Annotated in this window: 18 protein-coding genes; 5 read left to right on the top strand and 13 right to left on the bottom strand. The window is 41.9% G+C overall.

Annotated elements, in window-relative coordinates:
* Nucleotides 1-146 precede the first annotated feature (146 nt).
* From KDW99_RS10680 to KDW99_RS10670, 3 genes are all read left to right on the top strand, one after another.
* On the top strand, nt 147-860 hold the full coding sequence (locus KDW99_RS10680; protein ID WP_255824720.1) for a ZIP family metal transporter: 714 nt from the start codon (nt 147-149) through the stop codon (nt 858-860).
* A 74-nt stretch (nt 861-934) separates the two neighbouring features.
* On the top strand, nt 935-2107 hold the full coding sequence (locus KDW99_RS10675; protein ID WP_255824718.1) for a benzoate/H(+) symporter BenE family transporter: 1173 nt from the start codon (nt 935-937) through the stop codon (nt 2105-2107).
* An 11-nt stretch (nt 2108-2118) separates the two neighbouring features.
* On the top strand, nt 2119-2742 hold the full coding sequence (locus KDW99_RS10670; protein WP_255824716.1) for a GntR family transcriptional regulator: 624 nt from the start codon (nt 2119-2121) through the stop codon (nt 2740-2742).
* Nucleotides 2743-2755: 13 nt separating this feature from the next.
* Here KDW99_RS10670 and KDW99_RS10665 read toward each other — a convergent pair whose 3' ends face one another.
* The 12 genes from KDW99_RS10665 to nadC form a co-directional block, all read right to left on the bottom strand.
* The gene (locus KDW99_RS10665; protein ID WP_255824714.1) at nt 2756-3439 is read right to left on the bottom strand and encodes a sensor histidine kinase; all 684 of its coding nucleotides are present in this window, start codon (nt 3437-3439) and stop codon (nt 2756-2758) included.
* Nucleotide 3440: 1 nt separating this feature from the next.
* On the bottom strand, nt 3441-4652 hold the full coding sequence (locus KDW99_RS10660) for a tetratricopeptide repeat-containing response regulator (RefSeq protein ID WP_255824712.1): 1212 nt from the start codon (nt 4650-4652) through the stop codon (nt 3441-3443).
* A 26-nt stretch (nt 4653-4678) separates the two neighbouring features.
* On the bottom strand, nt 4679-4903 hold the full coding sequence (gene yacG / locus KDW99_RS10655; protein WP_255824710.1) for a DNA gyrase inhibitor YacG: 225 nt from the start codon (nt 4901-4903) through the stop codon (nt 4679-4681).
* On the bottom strand, nt 4897-5502 hold the full coding sequence (gene coaE / locus KDW99_RS10650) for a dephospho-CoA kinase (protein ID WP_255824708.1): 606 nt from the start codon (nt 5500-5502) through the stop codon (nt 4897-4899). The genes yacG and coaE overlap by 7 nt, the downstream gene beginning before the upstream one ends.
* Nucleotides 5499-6290, bottom strand: coding sequence for a prepilin peptidase (locus KDW99_RS10645; RefSeq protein ID WP_255824706.1), 792 nt, complete (start codon nt 6288-6290; stop codon nt 5499-5501). The genes coaE and KDW99_RS10645 overlap by 4 nt, the downstream gene beginning before the upstream one ends.
* Nucleotides 6291-7442: a type II secretion system F family protein gene (locus tag KDW99_RS10640; protein ID WP_255824704.1), complete on the bottom strand. Its 1152-nt coding sequence runs from the start codon at nt 7440-7442 to the stop codon at nt 6291-6293.
* Nucleotides 7342-8292 (bottom strand): GspE/PulE family protein, encoded by a 951-nt coding sequence (locus KDW99_RS10635; RefSeq protein ID WP_255824703.1) that lies wholly within the window; start codon nt 8290-8292, stop codon nt 7342-7344. The genes KDW99_RS10640 and KDW99_RS10635 overlap by 101 nt, the downstream gene beginning before the upstream one ends.
* Entirely contained in the window at nt 8289-8741 is a 453-nt protein-coding gene (locus KDW99_RS10630) for a type IV pilin protein (RefSeq protein ID WP_255824701.1), read from the bottom strand. Before KDW99_RS10630 ends, KDW99_RS10635 begins: the two co-directional genes overlap by 4 nt.
* Nucleotides 8742-8813: 72 nt before the next feature.
* Nucleotides 8814-9191, bottom strand: a complete 378-nt coding sequence (locus KDW99_RS10625) for a hypothetical protein (RefSeq protein ID WP_255824699.1) — start codon at nt 9189-9191, stop codon at nt 8814-8816.
* Between the two features lie 171 nt (nt 9192-9362).
* Nucleotides 9363-11462, bottom strand: a complete 2100-nt coding sequence (pta, locus tag KDW99_RS10620) for a phosphate acetyltransferase (RefSeq protein WP_255824697.1) — start codon at nt 11460-11462, stop codon at nt 9363-9365.
* Nucleotides 11463-11508: 46 nt separating this feature from the next.
* Nucleotides 11509-12699, bottom strand: a complete 1191-nt coding sequence (locus KDW99_RS10615; RefSeq protein ID WP_255824695.1) for an acetate/propionate family kinase — start codon at nt 12697-12699, stop codon at nt 11509-11511.
* Nucleotides 12700-12701: 2 nt separating this feature from the next.
* Entirely contained in the window at nt 12702-13550 is an 849-nt protein-coding gene (gene nadC / locus KDW99_RS10610; protein WP_255824693.1) for a carboxylating nicotinate-nucleotide diphosphorylase, read from the bottom strand.
* A gap of 954 nt (nt 13551-14504) precedes the next feature.
* On the opposite strand from nadC, the gene aceE reads away from it, so the two are divergent.
* Together aceE and aceF are read left to right on the top strand one after the other, a co-directional pair.
* A complete protein-coding gene (aceE, locus tag KDW99_RS10605) occupies nt 14505-17171 on the top strand; it encodes a pyruvate dehydrogenase (acetyl-transferring), homodimeric type (RefSeq protein ID WP_255824691.1) in 2667 nt (888 codons plus the stop codon).
* Between the two features lie 96 nt (nt 17172-17267).
* On the top strand, nt 17268-19190 hold the full coding sequence (gene aceF / locus KDW99_RS10600) for a dihydrolipoyllysine-residue acetyltransferase (RefSeq protein WP_255824689.1): 1923 nt from the start codon (nt 17268-17270) through the stop codon (nt 19188-19190).
* An 85-nt stretch (nt 19191-19275) separates the two neighbouring features.
* Here aceF and KDW99_RS10595 read toward each other — a convergent pair whose 3' ends face one another.
* The gene (locus KDW99_RS10595; protein WP_255824687.1) at nt 19276-20928 is read right to left on the bottom strand and encodes a SulP family inorganic anion transporter; all 1653 of its coding nucleotides are present in this window, start codon (nt 20926-20928) and stop codon (nt 19276-19278) included.
* Nucleotides 20929-20950 lie beyond the last annotated feature (22 nt).

Below are 20950 nucleotides of genomic sequence, written 5' to 3'. Positions count from 1 at the left end.
ACCAGATAACGTCTGGCATTTGATTTTGGCGGATTATAACGCCGTAAGTGTTAGTCAGCATACTTAGTGAAGTCTTACCTATTAGTCATGACAAGTAACGCTCTCAACACAGATAATCACATTATATCTTTTGGAGTATTGGTTTAATGGCACCTTTGTATAGCGTTATATTTCTAACTTTATGTGCTGGCTTAGCAATGCCATTAGGGGCTTTGATTGCCAATTTTGAGCGTATAAAGCCTCAGTGGTTAGAAACAGAATTAATGCATGGCATTACGGCCTTTGGCGGCGGTGCTTTGTTGTCGGCGATTGCTTTGGTTCTTGTTCCAGAAGGTATTTCTCAATTTTCTCCCTGGTCTGCAGCGGTATTATTTTTATCCGGTGGCGTGGCGTTTATGTGGCTTGATATTTGGTTATCTAAACAGCAGACCTCTATGAGTCAATTAGTCGCTATGCTAGCAGATTTTATTCCTGAGTCTCTGGCGTTGGGTGCTGCGTTTGCTTTAGGTACTATTAACGGCGTGTTGCTTGCAGGGCTGATTGCTATGCAAAACCTTCCTGAAGGTTTTAATGCTTTTCGTGAATTAAAAGCGTCATCACCTTATCGTTCACGGACAATTATTTTGTTGTTTGTGTTGCTTGCTTTGTGCGGACCGATAGCGGGTGTTATTGCGCATCTTTGGTTAGCTGAATGGCCTGTTATTATATCTGCTGTGATGTTGTTCGCATCGGGCGGTATTTTATATGCTGTATTCCAAGACATTGCTCCGCGAGTTGCCTTAGAGAAGCATTGGATGCCACCAATGGGGGCCGTAATGGGTTTTGTACTTGGTTTGGTTGGTTATATGTTAGTACATTAGTAAAAAATGTATACAAAAATAGTTGTTATGAAATATAGTGAGTGCTCTTTTTAAACCATACAGGTAGTAGGGTTGTGCTCAGAATAGTAAAAGATTTTAGTTTAAGTGCACTTGTTGCAGGATTTGTGGCCGTGCTTATAGGTTTTGCAAGCTCCGTTGCAATTGTATTTCAGGCCGCTCAAGCGGCTGGCGCTGATTCTAACATCATAGTGTCTTGGATTATGGCGTTAGGGCTTGGTATGGGGGCAACCTGCTTCTTCCTTTCTTTGTGGTACCGATCTCCTGTTATCACGGCTTGGTCTACGCCTGGCGCCGCATTGTTAGCGACGAGCCTAGGAACAATCAGTTATGCCGAGGCGATAGGTGTGTTCGTTTTTGCTGGCATACTCACTTTGCTAACCGGTGTTTCTGGGCTATTTGACAAAGTCATGCGTTTGGTTCCTTTACCCCTAGCTTGTGCCATGTTGGCTGGAGTACTTTTCAAGTTTGGGCTTTCTATTTTCGATTCTATGATGAGTGATGTTTTCCTTGTCGGAATAATGTTGATGACATATTTGGTGAGCAAACGGCTTTTACCTCGCTATGCTGTGTTGTTTGTCTTGGTTGCTGGTGTTGCATTTGTACTGGCTAGATCCGATGGCCAGTTAATGTCTGATGTTCCTTTCTCACTTGGCGCGTTTGTATGGGTTTGGCCTGAATGGAATATTGGTGCATTAATTGGTATTGGTATTCCGTTATATATTGTGACTATGACCTCTCAGAATATTCCAGGTGTAGCTGTGATGCGCAGTAGTGGCTACCAAACTCCTGTATCTCCACTCATTAGCTGGACAGGTTTTACTTCTATTATGTTGGCACCTTTAGGTGGCTTCGCTTTCAATTTAGCCGCGATTACGGCGGCTATTTGTTCTGGTGAAGAATGTCACAAAGACCCTAAGCGACGATATATAGCGGGATTATCTGCAGGCGTGTTTTATTGGTTTGCTGGTTTAGCTGGCACATCAGTAGTTGCTTTATTTTCGATTTTTCCTGCAACCATGATTGCGGCTTTAGCGGGTATTGCCTTACTAGGAACCATTGGTATGAATTTGAAAAATGCGATGGCGGATGATTCTAATCGAGAAGCGGCATTGATTACTTTTTTAGTAACAGTTTCTGGTGTGTCATTTGGTGGTATTGCGTCAGCTTTTTGGGGCATTTTGTTTGGTGTTATTTGTCTGTTGATAGGCAATATTAAGTTCAGATAAGAAGGTTCTTTATGGACATTAGCCATAGTATCAAAGAAGACATTTTAAAAAATCAGCTGCCAAGAGGTGTTCCTTTACGACAAGCGAACCTGTCAACTCGATATGGTGTGAGCAGAATTCCTATTAGGGATGCATTGCAGGTTTTGAAGTCTGAAGGTTGGCTTGTTTTACATGGTAAAGCTGGGGTTATGATTCCTGATTTGAATTGGAAGGAAGCAGAAGATCTTTATTTGATGCGAGCTGAATTAGAATGTTTGTTGTTTGAAAGGGCATTTGATCACATCGGTAAAGGTGATCTAGTTGAGGCTAGGCACTTCTTAGAGGAGCTAAATAAAGAGAGTTTAACATTGGTCTATAAAGGCGAGCTTAATTGGTTATTCCATCAAGTTTTGTACAGATCAGCTGAACGACCAACGTTGCAACGGGTAGTGGAAGGTCTTAATAAACAGGCAGTACGCTATCTCGGCTTTCAGTATGGACCATTAGGCTATCGAGATACTAGTCAGGCTCAGCATGAGCAGCTACTTTCATTAATTGAGTCAAAAGAAAAGAAGGCTGCACTCATTTTTCTGAGGCAGCATATAGAAAATGCAGGAATATTGTTAACTAAGTATTTAAAAAAACTGAATTTATAAGAGAACTTGCAAACTACAATGTTAAGTTGATCGGTTGGGGGAGACAAACGGTTAGGCTGGCCCCACCTAGGGTAGAAGAAGACTCTTTTTTAATAAACCCTCTGATATCATTAACGATATGTGCAGTGGCTGATAACTCAGCAAAATACAAACCTAAGCCAGTATTACCTTCTGGAAATTCCTCCGGCTGATCGTCAGTATCAATCTGTTTAAAACCATCGCCATCATCTTCAATTGATATAATTAGGAATCCATTCTCCATTTTTGCATTAATGAGGATTTTTGATTTTGCAAATCGTAGAGCATTATATACAGCAGTACTAACGACCGCTGTCATTAATCGTTCATCAAAAATCCCCGTTAGCTGTGCATCGCAGTTATATTCTAAATCTAGACTTTTTGCATTGGCGGACGGCTGCAAAGCAAATACTTGGTCATCTAAAAACTCATCCAGTAAAAAGGTGTCTACATGTAAGTCATAACCATCAGATGCTAGGCGGTAAAGGTATAAATATTCAACCCATTCATCATTGAGCTTTTTGAGAGACTCTTCAATCAAGACGATTCTTTTCAGGTTCGAATCGCTTTTACTTGTTGAATCTTTAAGACCTTGTAGCTGATAAAGTAACGTACCTACTTGGTTTTTACTTTCATGAATGGCGCTGGCCAAGATAGTGCTGATGTCGATTTTTTCCATCTTAGCCTCCAAATGCTTTTGTGTAATTTGCGCTTTGTTCTTTAGTTGGTGCTGTGGCACTTGCGGTTTTTACTTCGCTAAGCCAGCCTTCAAAAATTTGCTTAGCTGTGAGTGGATCATTATCAGCTAAATAAATGTCGATTTCGTAGCTATAGGCTTTTGATTTGTTGGTTGGGTCTTCAAAGAAAGACTCATGAACTTTTTTGAGGGTACTCTCAAAGTTATCTCGTTGTCTTGGTAAAAGTGGGCCGTTGTCAGAGATTCTAGCAAGAGATTCTAAATGCTTTAAGTAAACATCGGCGGTGTTGTAACATGAAAATTTCGCTAAAAATACAGCTCTGCGAAATGACATTTCTGCAGTCATGCTGTCGCCAATGGACAAACTTATGTTTCCTAGCTCCATTTGACGGAGAATATTTTTTGGTGAACGACCAATTGCTTCAACTAGTGTAGCTTGCGCTTCCTCAGGTTTATCTTGGAGAACTTGGATTTTGGCAAGCCAATCATAAGCACTCACAAAAAAACGGTTATCAAGCATTAGTTGACGAAAGTGTAGTTCGGCTTTTTCCAATTCTCCCATTAAAAAATAGGATTTGGCTTTGCCAAACAATGCCCAAGGCATTTTTCTGCTTTTAAGGGTTTTATTGAACAACGACAACGCTTTTTTATATTGTTCAATCTCTAAAAGACTTTCTCCAATTATTCTTTCGCATTTGCCTATGAGGGAAGGGTATTTTTTCATTACCCCTTTAGCTGCCTTAATTGCATCTTCAAAATTATTTGCATCAAGGGCAGCGTTCACGTCATAAAGCCTGTCTTTTGTCTCTAATAGCTTGCTAAGGCGTCGTTGAAGAACAGCTTGAGAAAAAGGTTTTGTAATATAGCCATCCGGCTGATATTCAATGGCTCCCATCACCATTTCAATGGACGTTTCTGCTGTTACCATTAAATAAGTGGCGGTATTTGGAATGAGTTTTGAGTGTCTGACTTCTTCTAAAAGCTGCTGACCGTCTTTGCCATTTCCGAGATTGTAATCGGATAGAATGACATCAAAGGATTTGTTCCTCAGAAGTTCGATGGCGGTTTCTGCTTTCATAGCAATATCTATCGAAGTAAAGCCAAAATCAGTCAGCATTTTTCGCTGCATGATTCTTGCTTCCGCCATATCTTCTATGAGTAGAGCTTTTTTCTTCGAAAAATCTTGTTGAGCCATAAATAATTACATTCCATATTAAGCAATTATAAAAAGGATTTATTTGGATCTATTACTAGATCTTCTGAAAAAATTTCATCCTCTTCAGAGGTTTGCTGTGGAATAGAATAAGATTCACTTGCCCAAGCACCCAAATCAATCAATTTACATCTTGGGCTGCAAAAAGGGCGATCTGGATTCTCTTTAGACCAAGGCGATTTTTTTTGACAAGTAGGGCAGGCAACCAAGGTTGCAGTATTACTATTTAACATGATTGTGACTCTAAAATTTTTTTGTGCAATTTGAAGACTTTAGCATTCATTTCATCAATATTACCAGAATTTTCCAAGACAAGATCGGCTCTCTTAATGCGTTCGCTATTGCTGAGTTGCGTCGCCATAATTTTACCTGCATTTTCTCTACTAATGTTGTCTCTACTCATGACGCGTTGTAGTTGTATGCTTTCAGGGACATCAATTGCTATAACGAGATCACATATAGCGTCTTGGTTTGTTTCAAACAGTAAAGGATGAACAAGCAATGCATAGGGTGAGGTAATGCTACTTAATTGCACTGATATTTCTTTTCGAATTGCAGGGTGAGTTAGTCCTTCAAGCCAGGACCTTTCTTCTGGATTGTCAAAAATAATACTGCGTAGGGATTTACGATTAAGGTTACCATCGTCCAAGAGTATGCTATCACCGTAACGCTGGTGGATTTGATCCAAGCAAGTTGAACCTAATTGGACAACAAGTCGCGCCACGTCATCGGCATCAACGCTTTGAATGCCTATGTTATTGAAGTATTTTGTAATTGTGCTTTTGCCAGAGCCTATGCCACCAGCAAGACCGATTATAGTTGGAGTTGTCATAGACTAAAATAAAACACCATCATGGCTGAAAATATAAGAAATGGGCCAAATGCCATGTACTTAGCTCTACTTCTGTTAATTAATACAGTGTATAGGATTCCACTTAAACTTGCACAAAGTAACAAGGGGGCTAAGCCTGAAAATCCTAACCATGCAGCGAGCGCGGCTATAATTTTCGCATCACCTAATCCTATCCCTTCTTGATTTCTGAACGTTAAATAAAACCAACGTAGAACATAGATAAGTCCATAGCCGATGATCATACCTAAGACACTGCTTTCTATTCTATTAGTAGGAAGATTAATTAAGAGCGCACAAGCTAATGCTATGGTGCTGCATTCATCAGGTATTAATTGATGTTCAAGATCAATTACTGCTGCCGTTATTAAAACACTCACCAATAGTGTATGCAGTATAAGCTGATAGGTATCGTCAAAGATAAAGAGTAACGGGAAGCTGCCTATTAGGTGAAGGAATTCTATGGCGGGATAGCGATATGAAATTCTAGATTGGCAGTAACGGCATTTTCCTTTAAGCATTATGTAGCTAAGTAGTGGTATAAGGTCTTGCCAAGACAGCGGGAAGTGGCAATCAAAACAGAAGGAGCGGTTATTATTTATGTTAGCTGGAAGGTGTTTACTAAAAGGAAGTTGCAATAAAGCATGCGCTTCCTTTTCCCATAAATAGATATTCTTAATCGGCCACCTTACTGTAAATGCAGCAGCATAACTGCCAATACTCAAGACCACTAATGTATATAAAAACCAATTGATTGAAGTGAGCCACATCTAGGACATCTCAATGAGTGGTGCATATAGTGCAATGAGTGCTGAGGCAACAAATCCACCTGCAATCATAAGGCAAGCGGCCGGGACCAATTTTTCAAGCAGAGCAATGAATTTTTGCCAACGTTTTGTGTGTTCATTTTCTGCAAGCAAAAGCGCTCTTTCTATATCCCCGTCCTGCTCAGCAGAATGAAGTGCAATAGCGGATTCATTAGGGAACCACTCGACTGGGAAGCTATTAGCGTAATTTTTACCGAGACGTAGGGTGTAATAGACTTGGTAAATATCTTTTTTAATAGGTGGATGCTGGAAGTACTCAGGCATAGTTTTCAACGCATGCTGCAATGTAATGCCTGCTTTTCTTGTTGTGCTTAATAAAGAAAAGAGTTTGGTTAATCGGAAGGTCCCACTGTATTTTTCAAGCCAATAGCAAGCCTGTCCTTGATATAAACTTCGTATGATGATGAGTTGAACGACGCTGCAAGCAAAGTAAATGCTCATATGCTTGATTAGCTCAAAAAGATAATTTTCATCGGTGCTCTTTTGCATTAGTTGATTGGCTATAAGAATAATGAGAGCAATCTGAATGATACTAAAAGGGTAAATAATGGCCTTTAATAAACGTTGGGAGCAATCTAGTAGAGTATTAAGTTGTGTGATTGACATGTTTAAACTTTTTTCACAGTCTTCTCTCGAACCCTGCGAGTTAAGGAGCTGGCAATAGGGAGCAGCAGAAGGCTTTACCAGCTTGCTTAATACGTCGTTGAAAATTGCCCCATTTTCTAATTCACTTAATATGACTTTGCTGGTAGTAGCGATTTTTTGATGGGTAGAAGAAAGTGCAAAATGAGAAATGGCTTGATTAAGTTGAAGCCCAGACTGCAAGGCACTCTGGATTTCAGTATAAAATGTCTGTAATGATTTATAGTCTAGCTCTTTGGGTTTCCATTCAGAAATGCTTACATACCAGCAGCCGCGGTTTATATAGCCAAATAATGCTCTGCTTTCAGAGGGTTCATAGCGGTAGTCTGTTTTGCCATTTTGATGTTGGATTTTATACCAAGGCATTTTGTGCCTCGCTGTTCTGATGGGAAAAAGCTTTCCATAAGGCAGGGGATGAAATAAGCGTATCGTAATCTCTTGGAAGCAATTCATTCCAAAGAGGTTGTAACCCGTTGAATATTGGCTGCTGCGATGAAATTTTATAATGCATGGATTGATGAATTATAAGTTTTAAGGAACTAACTAAAGAGAAAAAATCTACCTGCCAGCCATGACAACGATGCATGGCGTCAAGCGCTGAGTTTGTGTGTAATGTTGCTAAGACAAGGTGACCTGTCAGTGCCGCATTTACCGCAAGATTTGCTGTAACGGCATCCCGCACCTCTCCCACCATGATTACATCTGGATCTTGTCTTAAGAATGACTTTAAAAGAGAAGCGGAATCTAAGCCAATGGCCGGATTGGGTTCGCATTGAAATAAGCCTGGGATTTCGTATTCGACCGGGTCTTCGATGGTGAAAATCGTCTTTTTGCCATTGTTTAAGGTATCAAGGCATGAATACAGAGTGGTGCTTTTTCCAGCTCCAGTCGCGCCACAAACTAAAATTAAGCCGCTGGGAGTGTTTAATGTCGATGTTAGTGTTTTTAGCAGAGATGACTGTATGCCGATCTCATCCAATGCTAAACGGTTCTTTTCTGGCAAGAGCCTTAAGGCAATTTTTTCGCCCTTAATAGTTGATATAATGCTGACGCGAATAAAAGTGCTACGGCTTCTTTCTTCAAAAAGAAATTGGCCTTCTTGAGTTCGCCTTGTTTCAGATAAGTCTAGGTTGGCGCGCATTTTTATGCGGTTGAGTAAATTTGCTCCTTGCGTTAACTCGGTCACTTTATGAAGTAATCCATAGCAGCGTTGATATATTTTTATGCCAAGGCTTGAGTGTTCTATGTGAATGTCGGTAGCTCTATTGCTAACCGCATTGGAGATTATCTCTTCTAAAGTCATTCGTCCTCTCCAGCTAGGCTTTCACATTGAAGCGGGAGGATGTTGCTTTCCAAGTCAGAAAGACATGTCCAATTCCTATTTTCATCGCGAGAGTACTTCAGGTATTGGTTTTCACTAATGCCGGTGCTGTTGTTTAGGGCGAGAACAAGATCACCCATGCTTTTGTTTTGGCTCTGGACAGAAATGGATTTTGCAATGGAATCATCTGCTGGGGATTGTTTTATTAAGTTGAATTCTGTTTCGCTAGGAAAAGAGCCATGTAGAAGAATGAATTCTTCAACAAGTGCCTGATGTTGGGTGGCTAAATTTTGTGCCTCTATCAATTTTGCTTTGGCAATTTGACGAGTAAATGTAGGGGCTGAAAGGCTTGCTAAAATAGAAATAATAGCGATTACAACCATTAACTCTAGTAGCGTAAAACCACGTATGGTTAGACGGGTAAGTAACATTCTTCACTCCTTGAAGATTTTAAAATTGATGGCATCCTGCCGATATACTCAAATTAACGAGTATTTATTAGATTAAACAATTTGGTCGAGAAAGTCTCCTGTAGGCGTTTTTTCCTGGTAATTACTCGTTTTATGATCATTGTTTGATGAATGCATAGTGAGTTCTTCGTCATCTTCAATGAACTCTTCATCTAAAAGATCGAGTAATAGGTCTTGTTTTTTTGGGTCTTCAATTTCTTCAAATTTCTTCTGCTTTCTTTGGGACAGTGCTTGGCCCTGTTCTGAAATTGTGACAACAAGATCGCTGGATGCTTTGGCATTTCGAGCATTAAGAGCCGCCATGTTTGTATCTTCATCAGAGCGTAAATCAAACGTCGTGTAACCAGGAGTGTTTGTACTCGTGAGGGTATGATTTGAAAGTGCTATAGAATGAGGAAGGCTACCAGACATGCAGATCACCAACTTAACGTTTGTTAACAAAGGTTAATAAATATTAGATGGCATTGTATTAGTTGTCCACTACCCAGATAAATTTCGTTGAAGAAAATGTTTTTATAAGAGATAACCCGTCTTCGCTTGCTAATAAGTGAAGACGGGTTAGTGGTTAGTTAGGTCGATGATTTAATGGCTAGTTAATTGGCCTGACTGGATAGCTGTAATGGCTATAGTGTAGACAATATCGTCTACCAATGCGCCACGAGATAAATCGTTAACCGGTTTACGAATACCCTGTAGCATAGGACCAATACTCACAACATCCGCGCTTCTCTGTACGGCCTTGTATGTAGTGTTACCTGTATTTAAATCAGGGAAAATAAATACAGTCGCTTTGCCCGCCACTTTACTGTTTGGCGCTTTCTGCTTAGCTACTTTTTCCATGATGGCAGCGTCATACTGAAGAGGGCCGTCAATTAACAGGTCAGGTCGAAGGTTCTGGGCAATCGTTGTTGCTTCTCGTACTTTATCGACGTCGTTACCCGTTCCAGAGCCACCAGTACTGTAACTAATCATGGCGACTTTTGGCGTAATACCAAAAGCAGCGGCTGAATCGGCACTTTGAATCGCAATTTCTGCTAGCTGCTCAGCGCTCGGGTCTGGGTTTATTGCGCAATCACCATAGACCAGAACTTGATCTGGCAAACACATGAAGAAAATTGACGAGACAAGGTTTGAGTTCGGAGATGTTTTGATCAGTTGAAGGGCTGGACGAATAGTGTTTGCTGTGGTGTGAACAGCACCAGACACCAAGCCATCAACATCGCCAACTTGAAGCATCATGGTGCCTAAAACCACATTGTCTTCAAGTTGCTCGCGAGCCACTATATCAGTTAGTCCGCGAGCCTTTCTTAACTCAACCATTGGTGCAACATAGCGTTCACGAATGCTGCTTGGGTCGAGTATTTCGACCCCATGACTTAGCTCAATGCCATTGTTTTGAGCTATACGAAGAATTTCGGTTTCATTACCTAAAAGAGTACAACGAGCAATACCGCGCTCAGCACAAATAGACGCAGCCTGAATGGTACGTATCTCTTCACCTTCGGGAAGAATGATACGTTTATTCAATGAGCGAGCAAGCTCAATCAAGCGGAATCGGAATGCAGGAGGGGACAGTTTTCTCTCTTCTTGGTTCAATGCAAAAGAATTGATCCAATCGTGATCGATACAACGGGCGATGTGCTCTTTTACCATCAAGACGCGTTCTTTATCATCAAGTGGAATTTCTTGGTTGAAAGACTGCATGTTAATGACGGTTTCCCAGCTGTTGGATTCAACAGAGAGAACAGGCAAGCCTTTTGCCATTGCTTTACCGCAAAGTGCCATTAAAGCTTCGCTCGGCTGATAGCCGCCAGTGACCACTAAGGCTGCAATCTTGATATCGTTTAATGCAGCAATGGCGGTCGCCATGATGATGTCAGTACGATCGCCTGGAGTGAAAACCAATACTCCAGGTCGCAAGGCTTCAAGCATGTTTTCAACGCCGCGAGCACAAAGTGTATAAGATTGCACTCGACGAGATTCGATTTCACCAGCGTTGATGATTCGAGCACCAAGAAAATCAGCGACATCTTTGACACGAGGGTAAGTTAACTCGTCTGCTTTTGGAATTTGACCTAGTAGACTAAAGTTACGTTTGAAGATTCCTCTCTGTGCAAATAAATCTCCATAGGATTTAACGCCTAATGAGCCTGGTGTTGTTTTGTTTAATATACACCCAATCACATCATTGGCTTTAATTCCGCCATAAGAACCTGCCGCAATTTCAACATGGTGTTCAAGCTCGTTAACTCGCATGTTGTTCGGCGCTGTCACTAAAACCAAACCAGCATCAAGTGTACGAGCAATGGCTTTGTTTAGTCTTGTTGCATAAGGATGGCCTGCAATTTGAGCAAGACCTTCTACAATAACCGTTGAATCTGGCTCGACACTGGCTTGGAATCGACCAACAATTTCTTCCATCAGTTCATCAATATTGTCGTTATACAAATAACGCTCTGCTTCATGAAGCGGAATTGGCTCGGCTGGTGTAAGAGTAGAGCCTTGAGCAACCATGGCGGTTGACTTGTCAGGACCCTTGTCGCCTGGTTGAGGCTGGGCGATTGGCTTGAAAAAACTGGCCTTTAACCCTTGCTGCTCAAGCGCACGGACAAGACCGACAGAAACAGATGTTAATCCTACACCAGGGCCTGTAGGGACGGTCATGAGTACATTTATTGACATATCTGATGAATCCTAATTTAGTCCATTATGGGGTGTATGGTTTTGGTTATTGCTGAATTAAACTTATAGTATCCAGGGCAATCATTAGCTCTTCATTGGTCGGGATAACCCAAATGTTGGTGTTACTGCCTTTTGCACTAATGTTTAACGTCTCGCCACGAGGAGCATTATCATTCGCTTCTGAGTCTATACGGATATTCAGTGCTTTCAAATGATTGCAAATAGCTTGACGTAAATAGCTTGAATTTTCACCGATGCCGCCAGTAAATACCAAGTGATCAATACTTTCTAAAGAGGTTGCTACACTTGCTAAGTGCTTCGCTGTTCGCGCTGCAAACATATCTAAAGCCAATTTTGCTCTTTGATCTCCAGATTCCATGGCTTCTTCCAATGTTCGGCAGTCATTCGAAATTTCAGAGACACCGAGTAAGCCACTTTTTTTGTTAAGAATTTCAAGGGCTGCATTGGCAGAGATATTATCAGCTTGGCTAATGAAAGACAGAAGGCTTGGATCTAGGCTTCCAGAACGGGTTCCCATCATTAGACCTTCTAATGGTGTGATGCCCATACTGGTGTCAGAAGATAGCCCTTTGTTGATAGCGCATGTGCTGGCACCATTACCAAGGTGGGCAACAAGTACACCTTGTTGATCACTGCCTTGTGCAATTTGTGCTAAACGTTGGCTAATATAGCGATAGCTGGTGCCGTGGAAACCATACTTGCGAAAATGATGCTCTCTGTAAAAATGCATGGGAATAGGGTACAAGTATTGCTCTGGCGCTAGAGTTTGATGAAACGCAGTATCAAACACCGCAACTTGTGGTAATCCAGGGAAAAGTTCAAAAGCAACCTCAATCCCTTTGGCGTGAGCTGGGTTGTGGAGAGGGGCGAATTGAGCGCATTCGTTAATTCCATCAATCACATCTTGATTGATTAGAACCGATTTACTAAAGGTTTCTCCGCCATGAACTACGCGATGGCCAATTCCAGTAAGAGAGAGTTCAATGTCGGGATGGTTGCTTAGCCAATCTTTAATTTGAGCGACGGCATTTTTGTGGCTGCCATTTTCTAGTTCGATAATACGCTTTTGCCCTTCGAACTTAAACGTGATGCTGCTACCATCCGTACCAAGTCTGTCAGCAATGCCTTCAACCAGTGTTTTTTGTCCAGCGTTAGCAAGAATCGCAAATTTTAACGAAGAGCTTCCACAGTTGATGACTAAAATACTATCTTTCATAGTTATTCCTGAGATACTCGTAAAGAAAGGTCAATTGCTTGAATGTGTTTTGTTAGGGCACCGATGGAGACATAATCTACACCTGTTTCAGCCACTTGTAACAAGCGTTCTTTGTCCATGTTACCTGATGCTTCAAACTTTACTTGACCTTTAAAATCAGCAACTGCTTTGCTCATGTCTTCGTAAGAGAAATTATCTAGCATGATAATATCTGCCCCTGCAGCAACAGCCATGGAAACTTCTTCTAAGTTTTCAGTTTCGACTTCAATGGTTTTGCCAGGGGCAATTTTTTTCGCCATACTCACAGCGTTAGCAATCGACCCTGCCGCCATGATGTGATTTTCTTTGATTAGAAACGCATCGTATAAACCCATTCTGTGGTTCTTTCCACCACCAACAGCAACCGCATATTTTTGCGCTCGTCGCATGCCTGGTATGGTTTTTCTAGTGTCCAAAATGGTGAGTTGCGTGTTCGCTACAATTTGACTGTATTGATTAGTGACAGTGGCGGTATAAGAAAGTGATTGTAAAAAATTTAATGCGGTACGCTCACCCGTTAATATTGTTCTTGCATGGCCTTTGATCGTTAAAAAAGGCTTGTTGCTTTCCAGCATATCGCCTTCATTGTTATGCCATGAGAGCGTAACTCGACTGTCTAATTGAGAGAACACTTCGTTTACCCAAGCTTGACCGCATAGGACTGCTGGTTCCCGACTAATTACGGTGGCTGTTATTTCTTGATCATCAGGAATAAGTTGTGCGGTTATGTCTCCTGATCCAATGTCTTCTTTTAATGCAAACGCCACTTGCGATTGAATGTGCTCAGTTAATAGAGCGTTCAAAAGAGTCATGTACTATCCTAATCTTGCTAAGTAAATTATGGATATTGTAGCGCTATATTGGTAATGCGTCAGTGTTGATTTATTTATATTCATTGATTTGCATGATCTTTCTACATGAAAAAGAGCGACAGTGTAGCTTTTTCGCACACGCGATCAGCCTTTCACTTTAGATATACTTAGAGTGGCTGATTATTTTTCATAGTCATTGTGTCAGTTGGGTCTTGATAAGCGAATAAAATAATACGGATCATCGTTTTTTGAATGGTACTTTGGAGCGGATGCTGTGTATTCTTCATTGATTGAAGTGTGGTCGTGGATTCATGGTGTTTATACGCCTCATGATTTCTGTGAATTTTGGTGAGGCTGGCTGACGCTTTAACGCTTTTGTCTTAGGCTTTTTCACTACTTCTAAACAAATTTTAGGGTATTTAAAAGCTTCAAAAGTTCTGTGAGCACCTCAATCTTCATGTGGGTGGCTAGGCGATCTCTTGATTAGGTGTTAATCTAACGCCCAAATTAGATGCTTCTGATATGTAAAAAAGCCCTGTTTAATGTAAGGGTTTAGTAAAATATCTAGAATGCAAAAGTATTAGAAGCAGTTTATCTATGCGGTTTCTAAGTATATAGCTTTGATTTTTTACATGCATTAGTAAGGCTATATGCATGTGGAAATTTAATGTTGGGTTTGATGAACCAAACCCAAATTGGAAGCGAACTGACTAGATTTTTAGTGGTCGATGCAATGGAAATAAAATTAAAACAATAATAATTGCCATTGGAACGGATAAAAACGACGCGTTTTAAAGCTTATTAAACAGTGTGTCGTTTTATCCTAGGTCGGCTGGAACTTTGTGGCTATTCATATAAGTTCCGACGGTTCGTTTAAGTAGCCTCCAAGGCTTAAATACACATAATGTCCTTGGTAGGTTAGTATCTGTTCTAATAGCGGGAGTTATTAACACGATGACTGAGCAGCATATTCTCGAAGACATCGATCCAATTGAAACTAAAGAGTGGGTCGATGCGCTTGAGTCTGTCCTTCGCGAAGAAGGTCCTGATCGCGCGCAATACATTTTAAATCGTTTGACGAATGGAGCTTCAAAAGCAGGTTCGTCTTTACCGTCGTCTATCACGACAGCATACCGAAACACAATCGCTCCTGAAAATGAGAAGCCATTGCCGGGTGATGTATTTATGGAGCGTCGTATACGCTCTATAATACGTTGGAATGCATTGGCTATGGTAATGAAGGCAAACCGTGTTGATTCAACACTTGGTGGCCACATTACAAGCTTTTCTTCTGCGGCAACGCTTTATGATATCGGTTTTAACCACTTTTTCCGTGGTAATGACGGTAAACAGCAAGCGGATATGGTTTTTTTCCAAGGTCATATATCCCCAGGTATTTACGCTCGTTCATACATTGAAGGGCGTTTGACAGACGAGCAGCTAGATAACTTCCGTCGTGAAGTCGATGGTAAAGGTATTTCCTCTTACCCGCACCCTTGGTTGATGCCTGATTACTGGCAGTTCCCAACTGTATCTATGGGTCTTGGGCCTTTGCAGGCTATTTACCAAGCACACGTAATGAAGTATCAGCATAGCCGTGGTCTTATCGATCAAGGTGATCGTAAGGTATGGGCTTTCTTAGGTGATGGTGAGTGTGATGAGCCAGAATCCTTAGGTGCTATTGCCCTTGCTGGTCGTGAAAATCTAGACAACCTTATTTTCGTAATTAACTGTAACCTACAGCGCCTTGATGGTCCTGTACGTGGTAACAGTAAAATTGTTCAGGAACTTGAAGGTGTCTTCCGTGGTGCTGGCTGGAATGTCATTAAGTGCCTATGGGGTCGTCATTGGGATCCTCTTTTTGCGAAAGATCACAACGGTTTGCTAGTTAAACGTATGAATGAAGTTTGCGATGGCGAACTACAGAACTACAAAGCAAATGGTGGTGCTTATACTCGTGAACATTTCTTCGGCAAATATCCAGAATTGCTAGAAATGGTTAAAGACATGACTGACGATGAGATTATGAATCTTAATCGTGGCGGACATGATCCTTACAAAGTTTACGCGGCGTACTCCGAAGCAACTTCTCATAAAGGTCAACCGACTGTTATCTTGGCGCAAACCGTTAAAGGTTACGGCATGTTTAAAGCGGCTGAAGCGCAAAACACAGCGCACCAGACGAAGAAGTTGGATGAAGAATCCCTTGCTCAGTTCCGTGATAAATTCGGTATCCCAATTAGCGATGAAGAGCTAAAAGATTTACCGTACTATAAACCGGCTGAAGATAGCCCAGAAATGCAATACATGCGCTCTCGTCGCAAAGAATTGCATGGCGCTTTCCCTATCCGTAACCATGATTGCGAAGCGCTTGAAGTTCCTTCTTTGGAAGCCTTTAAGTCTCAAATCGCGGGAACGAATGGCCGTGAAATCTCTACGACTATGGCGTTTGTGCGTGCACTGAATGTTATGGTTAAAGATAAAGAAATTGGTAAACGTGTTGTGCCAATTGTTGCCGATGAAGCTCGTACCTTTGGTATGGAAGGTATGTTCCGCCAGCTGGGTATATACTCATCTGAAGGTCAGCGTTATACGCCTCATGACCATACTCAGATTATGTATTACAAAGAATCTGCTGATGGTCAAATCCTTCAAGAAGGCATCAATGAGCCAGGGGCATTCTCTGCTTGGTTAGCATTGGCTACATCTTATGCAAACAGCGCTCTTCCAATGATTCCTGTTTACATTTATTACTCAATGTTTGGTTTCCAGCGTATTGGTGACTTAGCTTGGGCGGCAGGTGATTCTCAGGCTCGTGGATTCTTGATTGGTGCTACTGCAGGTCGTACTACGCTAAATGGTGAAGGTTTGCAGCACGAAGATGGTCATTCCCATATTCAAGCAGGTCTAATTCCTAACTGTGTGTCTTATGACCCTACTTATTCATACGAAGTCGCTGTTATCATGCAAGATGGCTTACGTCGTATGTATAAAGAGAAAGAAAGTGTTTTCTATTACTTAACTGTAATGAATGAAAACTATACGCACGAAGATATGCCTGAAGGTGTTGAAGAAGGCATTATCAAGGGGATGTATAAGCTTAAGTCTCATGCTAAGAAAGCCAATAAGAAACAAGTTCAATTGCTTGGTTCTGGCGTTATTCTGCGTGAAGTTGAAGCCGCTGCAGAGATTCTATTTAATGATTTCGGTGTTAACTCTGATATATGGAGTGTAACGTCTTTCAATGAATTGCGTCGTGAAGGTCTTGATGCAAGTCGCTGGAACATGCTTCACCCTGAATCAGAAGCGCGCCTTTCTTACGTAGAGTCTTGCCTGAACGACAATGGCCCTGTGATTGCATCTACCGACCATATTAAATTGTTCGCAGATCAAATTCGTCCATTCGTAAAAGGTACTTACAATGTACTTGGTACTGATGGTTTTGGCCGCAGTGATACTCGCGCTCAATTGCGTCACTTCTTTGAAGTTAACCGTTATTGGGTAGTGGTTTCTGCTTTAAGTGCACTGGCAAAAGACGGTGTAATTGATGCATCTGTAGTTAGTGAGGCAATTGCTAAGTTTGGTCTAGATCCTGAGAAGCCAAACCCTGTAATGTGCTAATTACCTGACAAGCTAGGTATCTGGCTTAGTGTATGTTTTTAACTAAGTCAGATAAGTTTTTAAGTTTGATGCGTCTATAAGACAAAGGAGATTTCTGTGAGTACTGAAATCATTCGAGTACCGGATATTGGTGGTGCGACTGATGTCGAAATTATCGAGATCAGTATTGCGGTTGGTGACACAATTGAAGTGGATCAATCAATTATTGTTTTAGAAACAGATAAAGCTTCTATGGATGTTCCATCTTCCATGGCAGGTAAAGTAAAAAGTATTTCTGTGAAAGAAGGCGAAAAAGTTTCTGAAGGTGATGAGATTCTTATTATTGAGGTTGAAGGTGCGGAAGAGTCTGCTCCTGAGGCACCTGTAGAAGATCCTGCACCAGAGAAGTCCGCTGAGAAAGCTCCAGCTTCTTCATCTTCCAGCGAAGAAAAAGTTTCAGTGCCAGATATTGGTGGTGCAACTGACGTTGAAGTTATAGAGGTTTGTGTTGCTGAAGGTGATATGGTTGAAGAGGGTGATTCAATTATCGTTCTTGAAACTGATAAGGCTTCTATGGACATACCTTCACCATTTACAGGTAAGATCGCCAAGATTTCTATTAAAGTTGGTGACACTGTATCCGAAGGTGCTGATATTCTTGTGCTGACAACTGAGTCATCTTCAGTGGCGCCTGCCGCTAAAGAAGAAAAAGCTGAAGAGCCAAAATCATCTGCTCCTGCTGCAGCACCAGCTTCTGGTGGTGTTGAGTCGGTTAAAGTGCCTGACATTGGCGGTGCTGAAGGCGTTGAAGTTATCGAGGTTGCTGTTGCAGCCGGAGATAAAGTTCAAGAAGGTGATTCTATCATTGTTCTTGAGACTGATAAGGCCTCTATGGAGATTCCTGCGCCGAAATCAGGAACAGTGAAGTCTGTTTCTATTAAGGTTGGTGATAAGGTTTCTGAAGGTGATCTTGTTCTTGAGCTTGAAGTAGAAGGTGGTTCTGAAGTGCCTGCGCCTGCGCCGGCTGCTGAAAAAGCAACTTCTGCACCAACTGAAAAGCCTAAAGCAAGTGCCGAAAAGTCAGCTCCTGCAGTAGATCAATCTGCTGTACTGTCTGAACCTTCTAAGAAAGTTCATGCTGGTCCAGCTGTTCGTATGCTCGCTCGCGAGTTAGGTGTTGATCTGTCTCTTGTTCGTCCTACTGGCCCTCGTGGTCGTATTACGAAAGAAGATTTGCATGCTTATGTGAAAGCAGCTGTGCAAAAGGTGGCTTCTGCTCCGGCTGGTGGTGTTGCAACAGGTTCCGGTCTGCCAACTGTGCCAGATCAAGACTTTAGCAAGTTTGGTGAAGTTGACGTTGTTAAGATGAGCAAGATCCAGCGTCTAACTGCTCAGAACATGGTTCGCAACGCGCTTGTTGTGCCTCAAGTTACTCAGTTTGATAAAGCTGATATTTCTGATCTTGAAGCATTCCGTAAAGGCTTAAAAGGCGAAATGGAGAAACAAGGTGTTAAATTAACGCCGCTTCCATTCCTGATTAAAGCAGTTGCGCAAGCAATGGTTGCTAATCCAAGCTTTAATGTGTCGCTAATGGCCGATGGCGAAAGCTACGTTCAAAAGCATTATGTACACATTGGTATTGCTGTGGATTCGCCTGCTGGTTTGGTTGTTCCTGTTTTGCGTGATGCAGATAAGAAATCTGTCGTTCAAATTGCAAAAGAAGCGGGAGAGCTAATTAAGAAAGCACTAGATAAACAACTTAAGCCAGCTGACATGCAGGGTGGTTGTTTCACTATTTCTAGTTTGGGTGCAATTGGCGGAACAGGATTTACTCCTATCGTTAACTGTCCTGAAGTGGGTATTTTGGGTGTTTCTAAAGCGGACGTTGAGCCACGCTGGAATGGTAAAGAGTTTGAGCCTCGTACAATGTTGCCATTGTGCTTGTCTTACGATCACAGAGCTGTGAATGGTGGTGATGCAGGTCGCTTTATGACATTCTTAAACTCCTTGCTGAGTGATGTACGTCGCTTGTCTCTTTAATCAGATTCTTTGATTAACAGCTAAGCAAATAAAAAAGCCGCTTTATAAGCGGCTTTTTTTTATCTAATGTTTTTGCATTGCTTTATTACGAAGTGGGTAAGTTTTTAACCGCTTGCTGCAAAGCGGATTTACGAGAATCACAAAACGCATTGTGCGGCAGTCTATTTGATACGCCCAGCTTTTCAAGTCGTTCTGTGGTTTGTCCATTAGGGCTAAAGATATAAACGGCACAGTTAGCTTCTATCGCGTCTTTTATGGCGTTTTCTAGTGCAAGCCCTATGGTAAGGTCCATCATAGGAACGGCGCTCAGATCTAACACTACAGCTTTGTAGTTGTGTATGCGGTTGTGATGCTTTGCGATGGCTTTGCTTGCACCAAAAATCATTGGGCCAGATAGATAGAAAAGCAATACGTTTCCATCAGCCTGGTCTAGTAATGATTTTTCCTCTTCTGATAGTGGAATATCGTCGTCAGCATCACTGATGGCTTTTACATTCCCTGACTGTAATCGGCTGAGTTTTTCTATTGTCATGATATTGGCTATAAAAACTCCAATTCCAACCGCAACCATTAGGTCAACAAATACGGTTAGCGCCATCACTCCGTACATTATAATGGTGGGAGAAAGGGCTACTTTGTGTGCTCGTTTCAAGAAGCTCCAGTCGAGTATGTTGATCCCCACATACAAGGCAATACCAGCCAGTACAGCCATTGGAATTGGGCTAATTAAGTCAGATGCACCAAGAACAACCAATAAAAGAATTAACGCTCTTGTTATGCCTGCAAGCGGTGATTTGCCGCCAGATTGTATATTGACGACGGTTCCCATGGTTGCGCCAGCACCAGGAAGCCCACCAAGAAGGCCGGAGAAAAAATTAGCGGTGCCTTGGCCAATAAGTTCGCGATTGGAATCATGCTCTTTGCGCGTAAGGCTGTCGGCAATAACCGCTGTAAGTAAGGTGTCTATGCAGCCCAAAGTCCCCAGCACGAGGCCGTTTATGATCATTTCTATAAATACAGACTGTTCAAAGGTGGGCCAATGAATTGATGGTAGGCCAGATGGAATAACACCTATGCGGCGCACATCTGAGTCGTTAAATAATAGAATAGAAATAAGCGTGATTGCGACCAAAGCAACAAGTTGAGGAGGAACGTATCGACGCCAGTGTTTGGGAAGATAAAAAAGCACCCCCAGTGTTAGCAGCCCTAGAAATAATTCTGAGAATTTCAAGTTAACAATAAGATTGGGGAGGGCGCTTAATGTTCCTATTACTCCACCAGGTGGAGATGAGTGCCCTAGAAAAGGAGCGATTTGCAAGATAATCAATATAATGCCAATGCCAGACATAAAGCCTGAAATAACGCTGTATGGCATTAGAGTGATGTATTTGCCTAACTTTAGATAGCCTAATGTAATTTGAAACAGCCCCGCGATCATCACCACTGTAAAAGCCATGGCGACACCACCTTCCGGGCTGCTGGCCATCATGCTCGTTAGTACCGCTGTCATTATGACGGTCATTGGGCCGGTTGGTTCTGAGATTAAGCTGGTTGAGCCGCCAAATAGTGCAGCAAAAAGGCCAACTAGGATGGCTCCCCATAAGCCTGCTTCTGCACCAGCTCCTGATGCCACGCCAAATGCTAGTGCAAGTGGTAGCGAAACAATGGCTGTCGTTGCGCCACCAAATAAATCGCCCACAAGAGTCCAATCTTTAAAGCGAGAAAAATCAATGATCATTGTTTTTTTCCTGTCCGTTATT

Origin of the sequence: Marinomonas rhizomae (assembly GCF_024397855.1) — a bacterium.
In the GTDB taxonomy this organism is placed as follows: domain Bacteria; phylum Pseudomonadota; class Gammaproteobacteria; order Pseudomonadales; family Marinomonadaceae; genus Marinomonas; species Marinomonas rhizomae_A.
This window is presented reverse-complemented; position numbering and strand designations above follow the sequence as displayed.

Coding starts and splice junctions, on each gene's coding strand:
- KDW99_RS10615 (WP_255824695.1), bottom strand. CDS start 12,699: ATGAAAGATAGTATTTTAGTCATCAACTGTGGAAGCTCTTCGTTAAAA.
- KDW99_RS10595 (WP_255824687.1), bottom strand. CDS start 20,928: ATGATCATTGATTTTTCTCGCTTTAAAGATTGGACTCTTGTGGGCGAT.
- coaE (WP_255824708.1), bottom strand. CDS start 5,502: ATGACAACTCCAACTATAATCGGTCTTGCTGGTGGCATAGGCTCTGGC.
- nadC (WP_255824693.1), bottom strand. CDS start 13,550: ATGACTCTTTTGAACGCTCTATTAACTGAGCACATTCAATCGCAAGTG.
- KDW99_RS10625 (WP_255824699.1), bottom strand. CDS start 9,191: ATGTCTGGTAGCCTTCCTCATTCTATAGCACTTTCAAATCATACCCTC.
- pta (WP_255824697.1), bottom strand. CDS start 11,462: ATGTCAATAAATGTACTCATGACCGTCCCTACAGGCCCTGGTGTAGGA.
- KDW99_RS10680 (WP_255824720.1), top strand. CDS start 147: ATGGCACCTTTGTATAGCGTTATATTTCTAACTTTATGTGCTGGCTTA.
- KDW99_RS10635 (WP_255824703.1), bottom strand. CDS start 8,292: ATGACTTTAGAAGAGATAATCTCCAATGCGGTTAGCAATAGAGCTACC.
- KDW99_RS10660 (WP_255824712.1), bottom strand. CDS start 4,652: ATGGCTCAACAAGATTTTTCGAAGAAAAAAGCTCTACTCATAGAAGAT.
- aceE (WP_255824691.1), top strand. CDS start 14,505: ATGACTGAGCAGCATATTCTCGAAGACATCGATCCAATTGAAACTAAA.
- KDW99_RS10640 (WP_255824704.1), bottom strand. CDS start 7,442: ATGAATTGCTTCCAAGAGATTACGATACGCTTATTTCATCCCCTGCCT.
- KDW99_RS10645 (WP_255824706.1), bottom strand. CDS start 6,290: ATGTGGCTCACTTCAATCAATTGGTTTTTATATACATTAGTGGTCTTG.
- KDW99_RS10665 (WP_255824714.1), bottom strand. CDS start 3,439: ATGGAAAAAATCGACATCAGCACTATCTTGGCCAGCGCCATTCATGAA.
- KDW99_RS10630 (WP_255824701.1), bottom strand. CDS start 8,741: ATGTTACTTACCCGTCTAACCATACGTGGTTTTACGCTACTAGAGTTA.
- KDW99_RS10670 (WP_255824716.1), top strand. CDS start 2,119: ATGGACATTAGCCATAGTATCAAAGAAGACATTTTAAAAAATCAGCTG.
- yacG (WP_255824710.1), bottom strand. CDS start 4,903: ATGTTAAATAGTAATACTGCAACCTTGGTTGCCTGCCCTACTTGTCAA.